The organism is Demequina oxidasica (assembly GCF_000975115.1).
Classification (GTDB): Bacteria; Actinomycetota; Actinomycetes; order Actinomycetales; family Demequinaceae; genus Demequina; species Demequina oxidasica.
In genome coordinates, this window is the sequence record NZ_BBRE01000001.1 from 147,127 (window position 1) to 165,154 (window position 18,028).

The window sequence follows — 18,028 nt, forward strand, 5'->3', positions numbered from 1 at the left end:
CTTAGCGACCTTATGCCGCCACTGATCGTCAGTCGAAATGCTCAGAAGTAGTCCACGAGAGTTCGCGGAGAGTCTGCCCATCACCACCGAGGACCAGCGTTCTACTTGCCTGCCAGGTGTATGTGTGCGGCTCTGCCTACAGTGGAGAGCCGTTTCTATGCTATCAGGGATGCCCCACACGGGGCCCGTGCACCGCGGGACCGCCAGCAAATTACATGTGCGCGAAACGTACGTTGAGGGACCGCTATATCGGCACGGTCCTCCGCGCCTCGCGCGCCGGGCCGCAAAAACAAAAACCCGGCCGCTCGACTCCCTTGCGGGAGGAGCAACCGGGCTCTTGTATAAAGCTGTGACTAGCGGCGCAGGCCGAGGCGCTCGATGAGTGCACGGTAACGCTCGATGTCCACGCGCTGAAGGTAGTTCAGCAGGTTACGGCGCTGACCGACCATGAGGAGCAGGCCACGACGCGTGTGGTGGTCGTGCTTGTGCTCCTTGAGGTGCTCGGTGAGGTCAAGGATGCGCTGCGAGAGCATCGCGATCTGAACCTCGGGAGAACCGGTGTCGCCTTCTGAGCGGGCAAAATCGGTCATGATGGACTTCTTGACTTCAGGGGTAAGCGGCACAGCAGTCTCCTTTTGATGTCTTGTTGCGCGGCGCACCCGGGCATATTCTCCGGGGCACTGGGATCCGCGGCCGTTATACGGCGACGGTCAATGCTACCCGAAGCGGCGCTCGACCACCACCACGGCGCTAGAAGGCGCTATCCCCGGTGCGTGTGTTGGCACCAATACCCGCTGCTGTCACTCCACCGGGCGGACCGTCGGCCTTGCCCTCCACATGAAGCCCCGCGACCGTCTTGCTCTTGGTCCGCATGCGACCCTCGATGTACGTCGCAAGTCTCGACACTGACATGTTGATGAGGATGTACAGCACGGCAACCACGGTGATGAAGACCACCTTGGTGGACTCACCGAAGAAGTTGTAGTTGTCCTTCGCGGACTTGAGGAGCTCGGAGTAGCCAATGATGAACCCCAGCGACGAGTCCTTCAGCAGCACCACGATCTGGCTGATGAGCGCGGGAAGCATGATGCGCACCGCCTGAGGCAACTGAATGCGGAGCAACGTCTGAAGAGGTGACAGACCGATGCTCAGGCCCGCCTCCTTCTGACCGCTCGGCAACGCGGCGATTCCAGCGCGCAGAATCTCCGCGACCACTGCCATGTTGTAGACCACGAGTCCCAGCACCACGGCCCACAACGGATCGATATTGAGGCCAATGACGCCGAAGTACATGATGAGCAGCACGGGGATGCCGCGGAAGACCTCGGTCACGACGCGCGCGGGGATGCGCGCGACGGCAAACGGGGACTGGCGGAGAATCGTCAAGACCAGCGCGAGCAAGAGGGCGATCGGAATCGCGATGAGAACCGGCTTGAGGGTGCCCCAGATGCCGCTCATCAGGATCGAGGTAATCCAGACGTCATCCACTGACTGCCCACGCGGCGGGTCCCAGAGCACTGCCCAACGATCATCGAAGATGCCGTTCTTGTAGGCGGTGTAGCCGGCCCACGCTAGGAGCCCAACAAAGAACAGCGTAAAGACGACGGTAAAGATCTTGTCGCGAGCCTTGGCTCGCGGTCCGGGTGCCTCATAGAGCACGGAAGTTTCGTTGCTCATCGCGCGATCGCCACCTTTCGCTCGATGCGCTGACTCGCGATGCCCATGGGCAGGGTAATCACCAGGTAGCACAGGCCAATTCCGGCGAACACACCAACCACGTCGGCAGGGTTGCCATTCGCGAGGCGCTGTGCGGACGCGGTGAGCTCGAAGACCGCGAATCCGGCCGCGACCGAGGTGTTCTTCACGTGAGCGATGTAGACGTTAATGAGCGGCGGAATCACCGAGCGGAAGGCTTGCGGCAACACAATCTGGCTCAGAGTTTGGAAGAAGGTGAGCCCGATGGAGCGGGCGGCTTCGGCCTGGCCCACACCCACGGAGTTGATACCGGAGCGCACCACCTCACACACAAAGGTGGAGGTGTAGAGGGTCAGCGAGATGATCGCCATGGGTACGCCCAGACCCACGTGCAGCCCTAGCACTGGGACCGCGAGGTTGAGCATCACTAGGAAGATTAGAGTCAGCGGCGAGTTACGGAAGATGTTCACGTAAACCGTGCCGAATGTCCGTAGGGGCCCGATGGGGGAAACCCTAAAAGCGGCCAGCATGACGCCCCAAATGAAGGACAGGACACCGGCGGATACCGACAGCCACAACGTCATCTTGAACGCCGTCCAAACGACGTCGGCGTTGTCTATCAGTGCTCCCATAGTCCTCTCCGAGTTACGTGCTTAGTGGGGCCGCGCAGCCGCCCCGTCAGAAGGTCGCCTCGGCGCGCTCCATGAGGGAGCGCGCCGAGGGCCCGTTACTGACTAGTTTTCGTAGCGGTCAACCGAAGGAGCGGTCGGCTCAGGAAGAACCGTGCCTGCAGTCTCGTTCCAGGCATCGAGCCACGAGCCGTCCTCGAAGGACTCCTCGAGCACGTCGTTGATCCACATGCGGAAGTCGGTGTCGTCGTGTCCGACGCCGATTCCATAGGGCTCTTCGGTAAACGGCTCGCCAGCAACCTTGAACTCGCCGTCAGACTCGGAGACGTAACCCGCGAGGATGACGTTGTCCGTGGTCACTACGTCGACTGCACCGTTGCGCAGCGGCTCGAGGCAGTCGGTGTAAGCACCGAACAGCACGAGGTTCGCATCGGGGTAGTTGTCCGCGATGTTCTGTGCGGGGGTCGAGCCCTCAACGGAGCAGACGTTCTTACCCGCGAGGTCATCGGGGGTAGTGATGTCCTCGTTGTCGGCAAGCACCATGAGTGCCTGACCGGCGTTGTAGTACGGTCCGGCGAAGGACACCACTTCCTTGCGGTCGTCGTTGATGGTGTACGTCGCGACCACCATGTCGACCTGTCCACCCTCGATGAAAGGCTCGCGGTTCGCGGAGACGGTCTCAACCCAGGTAATGCCAGAGTCTTCGATGCCGAGCTTGGCGGCGATGATCTTTGCCACCTCGACGTCGAAGCCCTCGGGGTCACCGCTGGGAGCCTTGAGGCCGAACAGGGGCTGGTCGAACTTGGTACCGATGGTGATGGCACCCGCATCTGCGAGCTTGGCCATCGTCGAGCCTTCGGGGAACGATGACGCGTCAACGTCCTCAGCGCCGTCGCCACTGTCGGAAGAGCACGCGCTAAGCGCGATTACGGCGGTCGCTGCCAGCGCCGCCAACTTGATCTTGGTGTTCATGTGATCTCCTTTTCTACGGTCCGGGGGTCTCCCTGACCGGCACTGCAACTTGTGGGGTGGGCCAGGACTCAGTGAGTCAGAATCTTGGAGAGGAAGTCCTTGGCACGCTCGGACTGGGGGTTCGTGAAGAACTGCTCCGGCTCCGCCTCTTCCAGAATCTGGCCGTCGGCCATGAAGACCACACGGTTCGCGGCCTTACGAGCAAAGCCCATCTCATGGGTCACGACGATCATCGTCATGCCCTCGTGCGCCAGGTCTGTCATGACGTCGAGGACCTCGTTGATCATCTCGGGGTCCAACGCGGAGGTGGGCTCGTCAAAGAGCATCACCTTGGGCTGCATCGCGAGCGACCGCGCGATCGCGACTCGCTGCTGCTGCCCGCCTGATAGCTGCGCCGGGAACTTGTCGGCCTGTGCCGCGATGCCCACGCGCTCGAGCAACTTCATGGCCCGCTCCTTGGCCTCCGCCTTCTTGACTCCCTTGACCTTCATGGGACCTAGCGTGACGTTCTCCAGAATGGTCTTGTGCGCAAACAAGTTGAACGACTGGAACACCATGCCGACATCGGCGCGAAGCTGAGCGAGTTGCTTGCCCTCGGCAGGTACCTCGACTCCGTCGAGCGTAATAGAGCCGTCGTCGATGGTCTCGAGGCGGTTGATGGCCCGGCACAGTGTCGACTTGCCGGATCCCGATGGCCCGATCACCACGACTACCTCGCCCTCACCGACCGTGAGGTTGATGTTCTGAAGGACGTGCAACTCGCCAAAGTGCTTGTTCACGTCCTTGAGAACTACGAGAGGCTTGTGGTCACCCTGCGGCATTGCGTCGTTGGCCTTGTCCATCTAAAGACTGTAGCCCCTAAAACTGGCCGAATGCCAGGGTTAACGGGGATTTAACACGAATCGTGACCTTGGCTTAATACTTGGCGGGTCCACGTGACGTCCTCGTCGAGCGCAGCGGTGAGAGCCTCGAGTGACCCAAAGTCCAGCATCGGCCTGCGCCACTGGACCAGGTCAAGGGCGACCTGGGTGTCATAAATATCGATTCCCACCGCGTCCAACGCGAAGGCCTCGACGCGCAAGTCGCTACCACCCACGGTGTAGTTGTGGCCCAAACTCACCGCCGCCATCATCCGCGTGTCGACCAGGGGCTTCGCAAGGGCGTTGTCACATGCGTCGATGACTGTCAGCCATCCCGCGTACACACCGTGGCGCGGGATCATGCCGGCGGAAACGTCCAAATTTGCCGTCGGGAAGCCAATGGTGCGACCCAACGCGTCCCCATGAATCACGGTTCCTCGCAGCCGGTGGTGGCGTCCCAATACATCCGTCGCCGCGCGAAGGTCACCCGACTCGAGCAATTCGCGCACCCAGGTGGATGACCAGCGGCGCCCAGACTGGGAAACCGCGCAGGCGTCGTCAATCACTTCTACCGCAAACCCGTACTTGCGGCCCAGGTCTCGCATGGTCTCCACGTCACCGGCGTTGCCGCGCCCAAAACGCGTGTCCTGACCTACAACTACCGTGGCGGCGTGCAGTCCCTCGACCAGGTAGCGAACCACGAACTCCTCCGCAGTCTGCTGAGCGAAGTCGAGCGTGTAACGCACCACCAAAGCACCGTCGAGTCCGGTCGCTTCCAGGCGCTCGAGTTTGTCCTGCGTGCCAGTAATGAGCACTGGTGGGTGCGCGGGATCGTGCACAGCCTTAGGGTGCGGGTCAAAGGTCATCGCGATCGCGACCTGGCCCCGTTCGCGGGCGTCTGCGACCATGCGCGTCAGCACCGCCTGGTGGCCAAGGTGGACACCGTCAAAATTGCCCAGCGTCACGATGGTCGGGCCGAGTGAGGTGGGGACATCCGCAAGCGACCGCCAGGTCGTCATTGCCTGCGGTGTCATGGTGCCTTGGTCACGAGTCACGTCAGCCATTGTCTACCGCCGCGCCGTTGTCGCTGTCAGTTGCCGCGCTTAGCGGCGCCTCCGAAGAACTCGTCTCGAACACCACGACGGGCGCGAGCTTGCCGCCGCGCGGACGCAGGATCGCGGCCAAAATGCCGGCGGTAGAAATTGCTGCCACCTCTCCCCCGTCGGGGGCAATCACGCCGGCCGATGCCGTGGCTGGCTCAGCGACCTTGATTGCTTGGCCGAAGCCCAGGGCCCGGGCTTGCGAGGCGTCGATGGTCACGACGGGCAGGGCCGATGCCGCGGCATCGGCGAGCGGGAGCAACGGCAGTCGCTGGCCGTCGTCGACGAGCGCGCCCAAGTCCTCGAGCGAGTGGGCGCTCCCAAGCAAGATGTCTCCCACCGCGGTACGACGCAGCGCGGTCAGGTGACCGCCCACCCCGAGTGAGTCGCCCAGGTCGCGCGCCAACGCGCGTACGTAGGTGCCCGAGGACACGTCCACGCTCACGTCGATGTCGACCAGGGCGCCGTCTCGGCGCACGTCGAGCACGTCAAAGCGCGAGACCGTCACGGGACGGGTCGGCAGTTCCACGTCCTCGCCGTCGCGCACGCGCTTGTACGCGCGCTGGCCGTCCACCTTGATGGCGCTCACCGAGCTGGGGCGCTGCTGAATCTCGCCACGTAACCCAGCCACGGCATCGGCGATCGCCTCGTCGGAAACGTCGGAAGCATCGGCCGTCACCAGGACGTCACCCTCGGCGTCATCAGTCACGGTGGACTGACCGAGCCGAATGGTGGCGTCGTAGGTCTTGCCGTGGCCCACAAAGTACGTGAGCAACTTGGTGGCCTTGCCGATCCCGATCACCAGCACGCCGGTAGCCATGGGATCGAGCGTGCCCGCATGACCAACCTTCTTGGTCTGCGCGAGACGGCGCATGCGGCCTACGACATCGTGGGAGGTCCAGCCCTGAGGCTTGTCGACCACCACGATGCCGGGAACCGGCTCGGGCTTAGGCGTCCTCGTCATCGGACTCGGGGTGCTTGTAAGGGTCCTCGTCGCCTGCGAACTTGGCGCCCTCGCGCATACGCTTGAGCTCCTCATCCCGCAGTCGCGCGGCCTGCAACGACTCCTCGAGCGAGGCGGCCGTCTCCGGCACCGCGTCGAGGTAGAAGTCGAGCGTGGGAGTCAGGCGAATGCCCAGCTGCCCACCCACGAGCGACCGCAGCCGGCCCTTGGCCGAAGCCAAGGCCGCTGCTGTGGAAGCCTGTTGTTCCTCATCGCCAAAGACGGTGTAGAACACGGACGCCTGCTGGAGGTCGCCCGTCATCCGAACGTCGGTGACGGTGACGAATCCCAATCGGGGGTCTTTTATGTCGTTCTCAAGCGCGCCGGCAACGATCCTCTTGATCGTGCCAGCGAGCTTGAGTGCGCGTGCGGAATCAACCATTAGGTCCTCGGAATCTCCACCATCTCGAACGTCTCAATGACGTCTCCGACCTGGATGTCGTTGAACTTGCCAAGACCAATACCGCACTCGAAGCCATCCTTGACCTCGGTTGCATCGTCCTTGAAACGGCGCAGCGTGTCGATCTTCGCTTCGCCGATGACGTTGCCGGCACGGACCACGCGAGCCGCCGCATTGCGACGAATCGTTCCGGTGCGCACAAGGCAACCTGCGATGTTTCCGAACTTGGAGCTACGGAAAATCTCCATGATTTCGGCGCCACCACTCTGACGCTCCTCGAACTCGGGCTTGAGCATGCCCTTGAGCGACGCCTCGACGTCCTCGAGAACGCGGTAGATGACCGAGTAGAAGCGCATGTCGACGCCCTCGCGGTCCGCGAGTTCCTGGACACGCTCGGCGGGGCGAACGTTGAATCCGAGGATAATCGCGTTGTCGACCGTGGCAAGGTTGACGTCGTTCTGCGTGACAGCACCCACACCACGGTGGATGATGCGCAGGTCGACTTCCTTGCCCACATCGATCTGGAGCAACGCGTCCTCGAGTGCCTCGACGGCACCGGAGACGTCACCCTTGATGATGAGGTTGAGCGTGTCGACCTTGCCATCTTCGAGGGCCTGGTTGAAGTCCTCAAGGCTGATGCGCTTGCGACGCTTGGCCAGCTGAGCTGCCCGCTCGGCCGTCTCGCGCTTCTCCGCAATCTGACGGGCGGTACGGTCGTCGTCGGCCACCAGGAAGGTGTCGCCGGCGCCGGGCACCGAGGTCAGGCCGATCACAAGCACCGGGCGGGCGGGAAGGGCTTCCTTCACGGGCTGGTCGTGCTCATCGAACATCGCACGCACACGGCCGTGAGCCGTACCCGCGACGATCGAGTCGCCCACACGCAGCGTTCCGGAGTTGACCAGCACCGTCGCGACGGCACCGCGTCCCTTGTCCAGGTGAGCCTCGACGGCCACACCGCGAGCGTCCTTGTTGGGGTTCGCTCGCAGGTCAAGACCGGCGTCTGCGGTGAGCAGTACGGCCTCGAGCAGCGCGTCGATGTTCTTGTTCTGGATCGCGGACACGTCAACGAACATGGTCTCGCCGCCGTACTCCTCAGCAACCAAGTTGTACTCGGTCAACTGCTGGCGGATCTTGCCAGGGTTGGCGCCTTCCTTATCGACCTTGTTCACCGCAACCACGATCGGCACGTTGGCCGCCTGTGCGTGGTTGAGGGCCTCAATGGTCTGAGGCATGACGCCGTCGTCGGCAGCGACCACGAGGATCGCGATGTCGGTGACCTTGGCGCCACGGGCACGCATGGCGGTAAACGCCTCGTGACCCGGGGTGTCAATGAACGTGATGGCGCGGTTGACGCCTTCGTGCTCGTGGTGGACCTGGTAAGCACCGATGTGCTGCGTGATGCCGCCGGCCTCGCCGGAGATCACGTCGGCGTGGCGGATTGCGTCCAGCAGGCGCGTCTTACCGTGGTCAACGTGACCCATGACGGTGACGACCGGCGGGCGTGCCTCGAGCTCTTCATCGGTCTCCGCCTCAAGTTCGGCGTCGATGTCGATGTTGAAGTCCTCGAGCAGCTCGCGGTCCTCCTCCTCGGGCGACACGATCTGGATCTTGTAACCCAGCTCGGCACCCAGCGTCGCGAACGTGTCCTCATCCAGCGACTGCGTCGCAGTTGCCATCTCACCAAGGTGGAACAGCACGGTCACGAGCGACGCGGGAATCACGTCAATCTTCTCGGCAAAGTCAGCCAACGTCGCGCCGCGGCGAAGACGGATCAGCGTCTCACCGTTACCGCGAGGAATGTTGACGCCGCCAATGGCGGGCGCCTGACTCTGCTCGTATTCGGCCCGCTTCGCGCGCTTCGACTTGCGCGAACGTGCAGGCTTGCCTCCCTGGCGACCGAAGGCACCTGCGGTGCCACCGCCACGTCCACGTCCACCTGCGGCCGGACGGCCACCGGGGCCGCCGAATCCACCGGGACGACCAGGAGCTCCACCGGGTGCGCCGCCTGGGCCACCGCGGCCGGGTGCACCCCGGTTGGGTGCCTGAGCGGGCATCTGACCCGGGGTCGGGCGTGCGCCACGAGGTCCGGGTGCGCCACCTGCACCTGCAGGACGACCGCCCGGCGCACCGCCGGGACGACCCTGCGGGCGAGGAGCCTGGAAGGGGTTGTTGCCGCCCGGACGGGGGCGCGGGCGAGGAGCCCCCGCCTTGTCCGAGAACGGGTTATTGCCGCCCGGACGCGGACGCGGACGCGGCATGTCGCCGGGCGTCGGAGCATCGGTCTTGGCTGCTGCCGCAGGAGCGTCAGCCGAGGCGTCCGCGGGTGCGGAGGCATCGGCCGGCTTTGCGGGTGTTGCCGCTGCCGGTGCCGAAGGTGCGGGCGCCGATGCTGCGGGAGCCACTTCCTTAGCCGGCGCCTCGGGGGCGGCAGGCTTGGGGGCGGCAGGCTTGGGTGCCGCAGGCTTCTTCGCTGCGGGCTTGGGGGCCTCGGCGGGCTTCTCGGCGGGTGCCGGGAATGCCTCCTTCGCCTTGCGCACCACTGGTGCTTCAAGGGTGGAAGACGGACCCTTCACGTACTCACCGATTTCGGTGAGCTTGGCGATTAGGTCCTTGCTCGATACTCCGAGCTCTTTCGCGATCTCATGGACGCGGGGCTTTGCCACAATTCTCCTGTCTTGGTTCGACCAAGACAGGGTCGAACCATCGTTACTGCTGGGTACTCATCGTGAGGCACTCATCGGGTTGCCATGGGCTTTCGTCCCGTTCTATCGATGGTCATCAAGGGCACGGTCTCTTAGCTCTCCAGCGTGATGCCGGAGGCGTCTGCCTGTGGGGCGCGAAATGCGCGTCCAAAGGCTCGACGCTGAAGCGCCGTTGCAAGGCATTCGTCGCTGCGGTGCAGCCACGCGCCTCGCCCCGGCAACGAACGGTTCAAATCGGCCACCACAAGGTTGCCGTCTAATACCACTCGCATCAGGACCGACTGAGCGTCCAACTTCCGGCATCCCACGCACGTCCGCACCGGCCCAGAGGGGTCCGACGCGGGGGTGCGAGATGCCAGCGGCTGGCTGCTCAGCGTCATCAGTCTACCGGGTTGCGCTAGTGGGCGGCACCGGGCGCGTCGGATTCGGCAGAATCTCCGTCCACCGCGTCAGGTCCCGCGGCGCCATCGGGCGCCTCATCTGAGCGAATGTCGATGCGCCAGCCCGTCAATCGCGCGGCGAGACGGGCATTCTGCCCCTCCTTGCCGATCGCGAGTGACAGGTGAAAATCGGGGACAATCACGCGGGCGGCGCGAGCCTCGAGGTCGACCACCGTGACTGAGACGACGCGGGACGGAGAAAGCGCGTTGCCCACGTAGGTCGCCGGGTCTTCATCCCAATCGACAATGTCAATCTTCTCGCCGTGCAGTTCGCTCATGACGGCACGCACTCGCGCGCCCATGGGACCGATGCAGGCTCCCTTGGGGTTGACCCCGGGGATAGTCGCGCGGACGGCCATCTTGGTGCGGTGGCCCGCCTCACGGGCGACACTCATGATCTCCACCGTGCCGTCGGCGATCTCGGGCACTTCGAGTTCAAAAAGCTTGCGGACTAGGCCCGGGTGGGTCCTGGACAGCGTGATCGAGGGGCCCTTCATGCCCCGCGAGACATCGAGTACAAACGCACGCAGCCGCTCGCCATGCGTGTAGGTCTCCGTGGGCACCTGCTCGTGAGCCGGCAGCAGGCCCTCGACGTCACCCATATCTAGGTGCACGTTACGCGGGTCCGCGCTCTGCTGAATGATGCCGGAAACCAGCTGGCCTTCCTTATCCGCGTACTCGCCCAGCACGGCGTCGTCTCCCGCCTGGCGCAGGCGCTGGAAGATCACCTGACGGGCCGTCGAGGTCGCGATACGGCCAAAGTCGGCCGGAGTGTGGTCGAACTCTGGTGACAGGTCGACGAGCTCGCCCTCCTCGGACTTATTCTCCTCGCGGGCCAGGATCGACACCTTGCCGCTCGCGCGGTCCAAGTGAGCACGAGCGAGAGAGTACGCGCCGGGAGTCTTGTGGTACGCGGACAGGAGCGCCTGCTCGATTGCGTCAATCAGGACGCCGAGTTTGATGTCCTTTTCCTTCTCGAGCCCCTGCAGGGCACGCATATCAATGTCCATCGGGTGCGTCCTCTTCCTCAAACTTCGCGTTCTTCAACTTCTTCATTTCAACTTCGATCCGCCCGTCAGCGATGTCGTTCAGGGCATACGAGACGCGCTCGCCGGCGGTCTCCAGCACCACCGCATCGTCCTCGACATCCACGATGCGGCCAGTGGCCGTCGCGCCCTCTGCGAGGTCGAGTGTGACCAAGCGGGTGCGCGCGCGCATGAAGTGGCCACGCTCGGTGAGTGGGCGGTCGATTCCCGGGGTGGAGACCTCGAGCGTGTACTCGTTCTTGGGGACGTTTGCCTCGTCCAGCGCCGCGCCAATCGCGCGCGATGCCACCGCAATCGCGTCTAGGCTGGCGGAGCCCACCTCGGTCTCAGGCAGATCCAGCGTGATGAGAACGCGTGTGCGCTTTCCCGCCGGTGAGACGGCGACCCCATCGACGACCAACCCGGCGGCTTGGGCCCCGGGTGTCGCGAGGTCGGCAATCTGGCGTGAGATGTCCATAGTCATCGCCTCCCCGCGCGCGGATGCGCGCTCCGTTTCTTAAATTCGTCAGGACACAGTCTAAGCCCAGGCCAAGTGCATGTCATGATGGCGGACATGAGCGCCCGCCGAGCCACCAACTCTACCGTCCGACCGTGGTCCGCGGTGCTGCTTGCCGGCGCGCTGGTCGTGGGGGTTGCCGGCTGTTCCTGGCACCTCGAGAAGGAGCCCGTCGTGTACCCGTCTGCCGACGCGGTCACCCTTGAACGCGACGATGCTGCCGCGCGCGAGCAGCATGTGCTTGACGTTCTTGGTTCAGGCTCAAGCGATGGAGTATCTGCATCCGATCTCGCGTCCATCGAAGCCCAGGCTGCCCCCGCACATCTGGAGGCGCTGGGCGGCGTCTATGTCGCGACTCCCTCCCCCGCCCCGTCGCCCTCCCCGTTCACCGGTTCTCTTGACGACGCGGTCACGCAGGCGCGTGAGGGAGCCCTGGAGACCGCGACCACGACCACCGACTCAAATCTTGCACTCTTGCAGTCCAGCATGGGCCTCACGCACGCTTTCGCGCTGTGGTGGGCACAGAACACCGCCTTGGCCGAGACCCTGCAGCCCACACCATCGCCCACCCCTCTCGCGTCACCCAGCGGCGCGCTCCCGGGTGAGCCAGAGCCGAACGTGACCGGCGAACCATCCACGAGCGAGAGCGCGATTCCGGCGGTGAGTGCCTCCCCGGAGCCCATCCCCGTGACCGCCGACGAACGGGTCCTGCCCACCAGCGTCGACCTTGGAGATGCGTTCCTCCCCGCCAGCGCCGACGCCATCTCCCCTGTGACCCTCGGCGACCTCGCCGTGGCACACGACCGGGCGCGGTTCCTCTACGAGGTCATCGCCGCCAAGTCCGCAGGTGAGGAGCGCGCCAATGCACTCGCTCGCCGTGACATTCATGCGGCGCGTGCGGATGAGTTCGGCGCTCTTGCCGGGGACCAGGACCGCCGGCAGGAGCTGTACGACGTTCCTCCCACCCTGGTTGACACGGCGCTGTCGCGCGCGGTGACCGCCAGGGAGACCGAATTTGCGCTGGGCACAAGCTATGCAGCCATGCTGGACGGCGTGACTACCGAGAACCGCGGGTGGATACTCAACGCGGCGTTCGACGCCTTCGCTGCGGGGTCGTTGCAGCCTGGCTTCACCCCGGACAAGTTCCCGGTGCTACCCGGACTTCAACCCGTCGGGTAGCACCCGGGCACCCCAGCACCCCGCGCTTCTATTGGTCCGTTTTGGCACGCTTTTCAGGGGGTCCGAGCGCCCTGTTGGTCCGATCCCCGCCACGCCAGCAGTTACACAGTTTGTGACAGATCGGCACGCACTGCGGCGGCCACGTGCTCAATGACGTCGTCGACGGGCAGGTTCTCGCTCGAGCCGGTGGCCCGCACCTTAAACTCCACGTGTCCATCGGCCAGTCCGCGGCCCACGACCACTGTGAAGGGCGCGCCGATGAGCTCGGCATCCTTGAATTTCACGCCCGGCGACACCTTGGGACGGTCGTCGTAGCAGACCTCGATGCCGTCGGCCTCGAGAGCTTTGGAGATCGCCTCGGCCTTGTCGTGCATCGCGTCGTCCTTGCCGGCTGCGATCACGTGCACGTGATACGGAGCAACGTGCGTGGGCCATTTGAGACCCAGCTCGTCGTTGTTGTTCTCCGCGAGCAGGGCGAGTGCGCGCGTGACGCCCACACCGTACGAACCCATGGTGACGACCTGCTGCTTGCCGTTGACGTCTAGCACCTTGAGGTCCAGGGCCTCAGCGTACTTGCGGCCCAGCTGGAAGATGTGGCCGATCTCGACGCCGCGTGCGAGCTCGAGCGGGCCCGAGCCATCGGGAGCCTCGTCGCCGGCGAGTACCTCGGCAGCCTCAATCACACCGTCGCCAACAAAGTCACGACCCATGGTGAGTTCGAAGACGTGCTTGCCGGGCGCATCGGCGCCGGTAATCCAGCGGGTACCTGGGACGATGCGCGGGTCCAGCAGGTACGGGATCGTCGCGTCCTCGGCGGACAAGAATTCGACGTCCGCGGGCCTCGCCTGGGGACCGAGCACGCCGGGTCCGATGTACCCCTTAACGAGCTCGGGGTGCTTCTTGATGTCTTCCTCAGTCGCGGGCTCCACGGTCGCAGGGGCCAGAGCGGCCTCAAGGCGCGTCATGTCCACGGCGCGGTCGCCGGGCAGCCCCACTACGAGGATGCCCCGCTCGCCTGCGGGGTTGGTGGCGGCGATGACCACGTTCTTGAGCGTGTCCGCCGCGGTCCAGGGACGGTCCGCGCGGGGGTGAAGCGCGTTCGCGGCATCCACGAGCGTGTCAATCGTGGGAGTCTCAGGCGTGTCCTCGACGTGAGCCGCGGGGGCATCGGAGAAATCAATCGCATCCGGCACCGGAGTGGTGACTGCCTCGACGTTGGCGGCGTAGCCACCGGGCGAGCGCACATAGGTGTCCTCGCCGATGGGCGTGGGACTCAGGAACTCCTCGGACTTGGAGCCCCCCATGGCTCCCGACGTCGCCGTAACGATGACGTACTCGAGGCCCATGCGGTCAAAGATGCGCACGTAGGCGTCGCGCTGTGCCTGGTAGGAGGCCTCGAGCCCGGCATCGTCGATGTCGAAGCTGTACGCGTCCTTCATGATGAACTCGCGCCCGCGCAGGAGCCCCGCGCGGGGGCGGGCCTCGTCGCGGTACTTGTTCTGGATCTGGAAGATCGTCAGCGGCAGGTCCTTGTACGAGTTGTACAGGTCCTTTACGAGCAGGGTGAACATCTCCTCGTGGGTGGGCGCGAGCAGCATGTCCGTGCCCTTGCGGTCCTGAAGACGGAACAGGTTGGGGCCGTACTCGTCCCAACGGCCCGTGACCTCGTAGGGCTCCTTGGGTAGCAGCGCGGGAAAGTGAACCTCTTGCGCACCGGAGGCCTCCATCTCTTCGCGGACAATGGCCTCGACCTTGGCGAGCACCCGCAGGCCCAGCGGCAGCCAGGTATAGATGCCGGGGGCGGCACGACGAATGTAGCCCGCGCGAACCAGCAGCTTGTGCGAAGCGACCTCCGCCTCGGCGGGGTCTTCACGGAGGGTACGGAGAAAGAGAGTAGACATGCGCAACATGGGGCTAAGCCTACTGGCGCACGTGGCCTGTCACGAGCGCGGGTCAGAACATGACAGTCGCGAAGGTCCCGACCTCTTCGAAGCCCACCGCACGGTAGCCCGCCACTGCGGGGGCGTTAAAGTCGTTCACGTACAGCGACACCGTGGGAGCGATCGTCGCGCGCACAGATTCGACCACTGCGGCCATCCCTGCCTTGGACAGTCCGCGTCCACGCACGGCGGGGTGTACCCATACTCCCTGCACTTGAGCGACGTTGCACCCCACGGCGCCTACGTCTGCCTTGAACAGCACCTGCCTGCGCCTCTCGAGCGTGCCGAACTGCGCAAACACCCGTCCGCCGCGCACTAAGGCACGCAGCCGGTCCTCGTACGCCGCACGCCCGTGATGCATCGGGTCGTAACCCACCTCCCCCACAAACATGTGGACTGAGGCGGGCAGCAATAGATCGTAGTCAGCCATGGTCGCCGGGCGCACCGCTGCGAGCTCGAGCCCCGAGCCGTCGCTCATTACATGCTTGGGGCCAGTCGCCAAGGCCATCGACAGTTGCCGGTCGCGCACCTCGCGCGCGGGTCCCCACCACGGCTCCACTCGACCCCACAGGTCGAGCATCAGATCCGCGCTACCGACCAGGGCGGCGGGACGGTTGAGCCTGCCCACCATCGCCGCCGCGACCTCCGCGCGGACATCATCGGTGGAAAAAGTGCCACTGCCAGCCACAGCATTGTCCGCCTCGGGAATGAGTGCCGTCAGATTGGCGCCGTTCCAGATGATGCCGACGCTCTCGCGGTTCATACCCGGCAGTCCACGACTGCCACGGCGCTTCACGGCCCATAGGTACGGGGGGACGATGCCGGAGTCGCGCGCGGTCTCAAGGTGCATCGCGAGGACGCAGTTGCCGACTGGGTCCTGCGCACACCATTCAAGCGCCTGATCGAGGTCACGCCGCTGCAGGGGCGCCAGCGAGTGCTGTGCGCGCCTGAGCAGCGAATCGGTCATTGTGCGGCCATCACCTTTGGCGAGGAACCCTCGACGGGTTCCATGGTCTCGGCGATCTTCATGGCCTCCTCGATGAGGGTCTCCACGATGTCCTTCTCGGCCACGGTCTTAATAACCTCGCCCTTGACGAAAATCTGGCCCTTGCCGTTGCCCGATGCGACACCCAGGTCGGCCTCGCGGGCCTCACCGGGACCGTTCACGACGCAACCCATCACCGCGACGCGTAGTGGCACTTCCATGCCCTCGAGGCCCGCGGTCACCTTCTCGGCGAGCTCGTAGACGTCCACCTGAGCGCGGCCACACGACGGGCACGACACGATCTCGAGCTTGCGTGGGCGCAGGTTCAGGCTCTGCAGAATCTGTATACCGACCTTGACCTCCTCAACTGGAGGCGCGGACAGGGAAACACGGATGGTGTCGCCGATGCCCTGGCTGAGTAGCGCGCCGAACGCTGTGGCGGACTTGATGGTGCCTTGGAACGCGGGGCCAGCCTCGGTCACGCCGAGGTGCAGCGGCCAGTCGCCACGCTCGCTCAGCATCTCGTAGGCCTTCACCATGATGACGGGGTCGTTGTGCTTGACGGAGATCTTGAAGTCGTGGAAGTCGTGCTCCTCGAACAGGCTGGCCTCCCATACCGCGGACTCGACAAGCGCCTCGGGGGTGGCCTTGCCGTACTTCTTGAGCAAGCGCGGATCCAGCGATCCGGCATTGACGCCGATGCGGATCGAGGTGCCGTGGTCCTTGGCTGCCTGCGCGATCTCCTTGATCTGGTCATCAAACTTGCGGATGTTGCCCGGGTTCACGCGCACTGCAGCGCAGCCGGCCTCGATGGCCGCAAACACGTACTTAGGCTGGAAATGGATGTCTGCGATGACGGGGATGTTGGACTTCTTGGCGATCGCGGGGAGCGCGTCGGCGTCGTCCTGTGTGGGAACCGCCACGCGCACAATGTCGCAGCCGGAGGCGGTGAGCTCCGCAATCTGCTGCAGCGTCGCGTTGATGTCGGTGGTTTTAGTAGTGCACATCGACTGCACACTGACAGGTGCGTCTCCGCCCACGTCCACCGTGCCGACCTTGATCTTGCGGGTCTTCTTACGGGGGCTAAGCGTCTCCGGCGGCATGGCCGGCATTCCGAGTCCAATAGCAGTCATAGTTCTAGTATCAACCACTCGCCCACCTCGGATGTTCCCGACTCACGCGTCGGGGTAAGAGGACGACATCGAGAGCGTCTGGTATTGTTTCAACCATGGTTGAACTAACTCGCATGGATGTGCTCGCCGCCCTCGCGGAACCGAATCGCCTCGCGATAGTGGACGCGCTTGCCCTGGACGATCTCTCCCCCAAGGAACTCACCTCCCGCACCGGTCAGCAGCCCAGTCTTTTGGCCCATCACCTCGCGTGGCTGGAGAAGGCGGACGTGGTCCGCCGGCGCCGATCGGATGGCGACGCTCGCCGCTCTTACTTCACCCTCGCCTGGGATAACCCCATTGTCGCCGCGACGGCAGCACAGGCCCTGGCTCCGACGGGTGCCCGAGTGGTATTTGTCTGCTCCGCCAACTCGGCACGATCCCAATTTGCGGCTAGCCTCTTCGCAAGCCGGACCGACGTACCTGTCGCGTCTGCCGGCACGGTCCCGGCGGCCCGAGTCCATCCACTCGCAGCAGCCGCACTCGCCAACGAGGGACTCTCCCCGCTCTCCGCTCGGCCGCAATCGGCATCAGAAGTACTGCGCGAAGGCGACATCGTCATCGCTGTGTGCGACCAGGCATTCGAGGAGCTGGGCCGAGACCTCATCGACCTCCACTGGTCGATTCCCGATCCCGCGCCAGGCAGCCCTGCCGATTTCACCAAAGCACTAGAAACCATCAACCCTCGCGTCGCTCGCCTTGCTGACGCCCTCTCGATTGGATAAGGCCATGACTAACCCACTATTTCGCGAACACACTCTGACCATTGACCAAACCCACGCCCTAGAGACCGCCGCAACGCGCCTCGAGGACCACTTTGATGGCGTCTTTGGTCGAGAGACCATTGAGAACTTCCTCGCGACCTCATATGACCAGTTCGCCGGCAACGCCAAGGTCACCAACTACCTGCCCCTGCTCGCCGAGCGGTTTGCGCGCCAGCGCCTGCACGCGTTCAGCCGCGTCGAAGGCTTTGTCACCGACGGCAAGCCGGTGGTCCTCTTCCTCTGCGTGCACAACGCAGGAAAGTCACAGATGGCGCTCGGCTTCTTTGAGAAGTTCGCCGGGGACCGCGCCATCGCGTGGTCCGGCGGATCTGAGCCTGGTAACTCTCTCAATCAATTCTCAGTGGAGGCGATGGGCGAGGTGGGCATTGACATCACTGGTGAATTCCCCAAGCCGTGGACCGAGGAGACGCTACGGGCGGCCGATGTCATCGTCACCATGGGTTGCGGCGATGCCTGCCCCGTCTACCCGGGCAAGCGCTATCTGGACTGGGACCTTGATGCCGCGCCCGGCAATAGCATCGAGAATGTGAGGCCCGTGCGCGACGAGATCGAACGCCGTGTGCGCGCGCTACTTGAAGACCTCGATGTAGACGTCGAAGCTACTGATGCGTCGACACTCGCGTAGCG

18 protein-coding genes are annotated in these 18,028 nt (G+C 64.3%); 3 read left to right on the forward strand and 15 right to left on the reverse strand.

The window, feature by feature from the left end; all coding sequences use genetic code 11:
• Positions 1–353: 353 nt before the first annotated feature.
• The 12 genes from rpsO to rimP form a co-directional block, all read right to left on the reverse strand.
• Entirely contained in the window at positions 354–623 is a 270-nt protein-coding gene (rpsO, locus tag AOP77_RS00720) for a 30S ribosomal protein S15 (protein WP_084622073.1), read from the reverse strand.
• Between the two features lie 127 nt (positions 624–750).
• On the reverse strand, positions 751–1,677 hold the full coding sequence (locus AOP77_RS00725) for an amino acid ABC transporter permease (RefSeq protein ID WP_084622075.1): 927 nt from the start codon (positions 1,675–1,677) through the stop codon (positions 751–753).
• On the reverse strand, positions 1,674–2,327 hold the full coding sequence (locus AOP77_RS00730) for an amino acid ABC transporter permease (protein ID WP_062208021.1): 654 nt from the start codon (positions 2,325–2,327) through the stop codon (positions 1,674–1,676). Before AOP77_RS00730 ends, AOP77_RS00725 begins: the two co-directional genes overlap by 4 nt.
• 102 nt (positions 2,328–2,429) lie before the next feature.
• Positions 2,430–3,296, reverse strand: a complete 867-nt coding sequence (locus AOP77_RS00735; protein WP_062208024.1) for a glutamate ABC transporter substrate-binding protein — start codon at positions 3,294–3,296, stop codon at positions 2,430–2,432.
• A gap of 68 nt (positions 3,297–3,364) precedes the next feature.
• Positions 3,365–4,138 carry an amino acid ABC transporter ATP-binding protein gene (locus AOP77_RS00740; protein ID WP_439644692.1) on the reverse strand — a complete coding sequence of 258 codons (774 nt, stop codon included), beginning with the start codon at positions 4,136–4,138 and terminating at the stop codon, positions 3,365–3,367.
• A gap of 50 nt (positions 4,139–4,188) precedes the next feature.
• The gene (locus AOP77_RS00745; RefSeq protein WP_236685725.1) at positions 4,189–5,211 is read right to left on the reverse strand and encodes a bifunctional riboflavin kinase/FAD synthetase; all 1,023 of its coding nucleotides are present in this window, start codon (positions 5,209–5,211) and stop codon (positions 4,189–4,191) included.
• Between the two features lies 1 nt (position 5,212).
• Positions 5,213–6,220 (reverse strand): tRNA pseudouridine(55) synthase TruB, encoded by a 1,008-nt coding sequence (truB, locus tag AOP77_RS00750; RefSeq protein WP_062208027.1) that lies wholly within the window; start codon positions 6,218–6,220, stop codon positions 5,213–5,215.
• Positions 6,204–6,641, reverse strand: coding sequence for a 30S ribosome-binding factor RbfA (gene rbfA / locus AOP77_RS00755; RefSeq protein WP_062208030.1), 438 nt, complete (start codon positions 6,639–6,641; stop codon positions 6,204–6,206). The genes truB and rbfA overlap by 17 nt, the downstream gene beginning before the upstream one ends.
• Complete coding sequence (gene infB / locus AOP77_RS00760) at positions 6,641–9,322, reverse strand: translation initiation factor IF-2 (RefSeq protein ID WP_062208032.1); 2,682 nt, start codon at positions 9,320–9,322, stop codon at positions 6,641–6,643. Before infB ends, rbfA begins: the two co-directional genes overlap by 1 nt.
• 131 nt (positions 9,323–9,453) lie before the next feature.
• Complete coding sequence (locus AOP77_RS12560) at positions 9,454–9,741, reverse strand: YlxR family protein (RefSeq protein ID WP_062208035.1); 288 nt, start codon at positions 9,739–9,741, stop codon at positions 9,454–9,456.
• A gap of 17 nt (positions 9,742–9,758) precedes the next feature.
• Positions 9,759–10,811 carry a transcription termination factor NusA gene (nusA, locus tag AOP77_RS00770; protein WP_062208038.1) on the reverse strand — a complete coding sequence of 351 codons (1,053 nt, stop codon included), beginning with the start codon at positions 10,809–10,811 and terminating at the stop codon, positions 9,759–9,761.
• The gene (gene rimP / locus AOP77_RS00775; RefSeq protein ID WP_062208041.1) at positions 10,801–11,304 is read right to left on the reverse strand and encodes a ribosome maturation factor RimP; all 504 of its coding nucleotides are present in this window, start codon (positions 11,302–11,304) and stop codon (positions 10,801–10,803) included. Before rimP ends, nusA begins: the two co-directional genes overlap by 11 nt.
• A gap of 96 nt (positions 11,305–11,400) precedes the next feature.
• Between rimP and AOP77_RS00780 the strand changes: the two genes are divergently transcribed.
• Positions 11,401–12,522 (forward strand): hypothetical protein, encoded by a 1,122-nt coding sequence (locus AOP77_RS00780; RefSeq protein WP_160300023.1) that lies wholly within the window; start codon positions 11,401–11,403, stop codon positions 12,520–12,522.
• Positions 12,523–12,623: 101 nt separating this feature from the next.
• On the opposite strand, the gene AOP77_RS00785 is transcribed toward AOP77_RS00780, so the two are convergent.
• The 3 genes from AOP77_RS00785 to ispG are packed head-to-tail and all read right to left on the reverse strand — an operon-like array spanning position 12,624 to position 16,580.
• The gene (locus AOP77_RS00785) at positions 12,624–14,423 is read right to left on the reverse strand and encodes a proline--tRNA ligase (RefSeq protein ID WP_062211263.1); all 1,800 of its coding nucleotides are present in this window, start codon (positions 14,421–14,423) and stop codon (positions 12,624–12,626) included.
• A gap of 52 nt (positions 14,424–14,475) precedes the next feature.
• A complete protein-coding gene (locus AOP77_RS00790) occupies positions 14,476–15,429 on the reverse strand; it encodes a GNAT family N-acetyltransferase (protein WP_062208047.1) in 954 nt (317 codons plus the stop codon).
• Entirely contained in the window at positions 15,426–16,580 is a 1,155-nt protein-coding gene (gene ispG / locus AOP77_RS00795; RefSeq protein ID WP_062208049.1) for a flavodoxin-dependent (E)-4-hydroxy-3-methylbut-2-enyl-diphosphate synthase, read from the reverse strand. Before ispG ends, AOP77_RS00790 begins: the two co-directional genes overlap by 4 nt.
• A gap of 95 nt (positions 16,581–16,675) precedes the next feature.
• Between ispG and AOP77_RS00800 the strand changes: the two genes are divergently transcribed.
• Complete coding sequence (locus AOP77_RS00800; protein WP_062208051.1) at positions 16,676–17,341, forward strand: arsenate reductase/protein-tyrosine-phosphatase family protein; 666 nt, start codon at positions 16,676–16,678, stop codon at positions 17,339–17,341.
• Positions 17,342–17,345: 4 nt separating this feature from the next.
• Positions 17,346–18,026, forward strand: a complete 681-nt coding sequence (locus AOP77_RS00805; protein ID WP_062208054.1) for an arsenate reductase ArsC — start codon at positions 17,346–17,348, stop codon at positions 18,024–18,026.
• Positions 18,027–18,028: the final 2 nt, after the last annotated feature.

Bases quoted from the DNA above. Each gene is read 5' to 3' on its own strand.
- AOP77_RS00805 (WP_062208054.1), top strand. From the start codon at position 17,346: ATGACTAACCCACTATTTCGCGAACACACTCTGACCATTGACCAAACC.
- AOP77_RS00725 (WP_084622075.1), bottom strand. From the start codon at position 1,677: ATGAGCAACGAAACTTCCGTGCTCTATGAGGCACCCGGACCGCGAGCC.
- AOP77_RS00735 (WP_062208024.1), bottom strand. From the start codon at position 3,296: ATGAACACCAAGATCAAGTTGGCGGCGCTGGCAGCGACCGCCGTAATC.
- AOP77_RS00780 (WP_160300023.1), top strand. From the start codon at position 11,401: ATGAGCGCCCGCCGAGCCACCAACTCTACCGTCCGACCGTGGTCCGCG.
- AOP77_RS00800 (WP_062208051.1), top strand. From the start codon at position 16,676: ATGGTTGAACTAACTCGCATGGATGTGCTCGCCGCCCTCGCGGAACCG.
- AOP77_RS00730 (WP_062208021.1), bottom strand. From the start codon at position 2,327: ATGGGAGCACTGATAGACAACGCCGACGTCGTTTGGACGGCGTTCAAG.
- truB (WP_062208027.1), bottom strand. From the start codon at position 6,220: ATGACGAGGACGCCTAAGCCCGAGCCGGTTCCCGGCATCGTGGTGGTC.
- rimP (WP_062208041.1), bottom strand. From the start codon at position 11,304: ATGGACATCTCACGCCAGATTGCCGACCTCGCGACACCCGGGGCCCAA.
- ispG (WP_062208049.1), bottom strand. From the start codon at position 16,580: ATGACTGCTATTGGACTCGGAATGCCGGCCATGCCGCCGGAGACGCTT.
- AOP77_RS00790 (WP_062208047.1), bottom strand. From the start codon at position 15,429: ATGACCGATTCGCTGCTCAGGCGCGCACAGCACTCGCTGGCGCCCCTG.
- AOP77_RS00740 (WP_439644692.1), bottom strand. From the start codon at position 4,138: ATGGACAAGGCCAACGACGCAATGCCGCAGGGTGACCACAAGCCTCTC.
- AOP77_RS00785 (WP_062211263.1), bottom strand. From the start codon at position 14,423: ATGTCTACTCTCTTTCTCCGTACCCTCCGTGAAGACCCCGCCGAGGCG.
- nusA (WP_062208038.1), bottom strand. From the start codon at position 10,811: ATGGACATTGATATGCGTGCCCTGCAGGGGCTCGAGAAGGAAAAGGAC.
- AOP77_RS12560 (WP_062208035.1), bottom strand. From the start codon at position 9,741: ATGACGCTGAGCAGCCAGCCGCTGGCATCTCGCACCCCCGCGTCGGAC.
- rbfA (WP_062208030.1), bottom strand. From the start codon at position 6,641: ATGGTTGATTCCGCACGCGCACTCAAGCTCGCTGGCACGATCAAGAGG.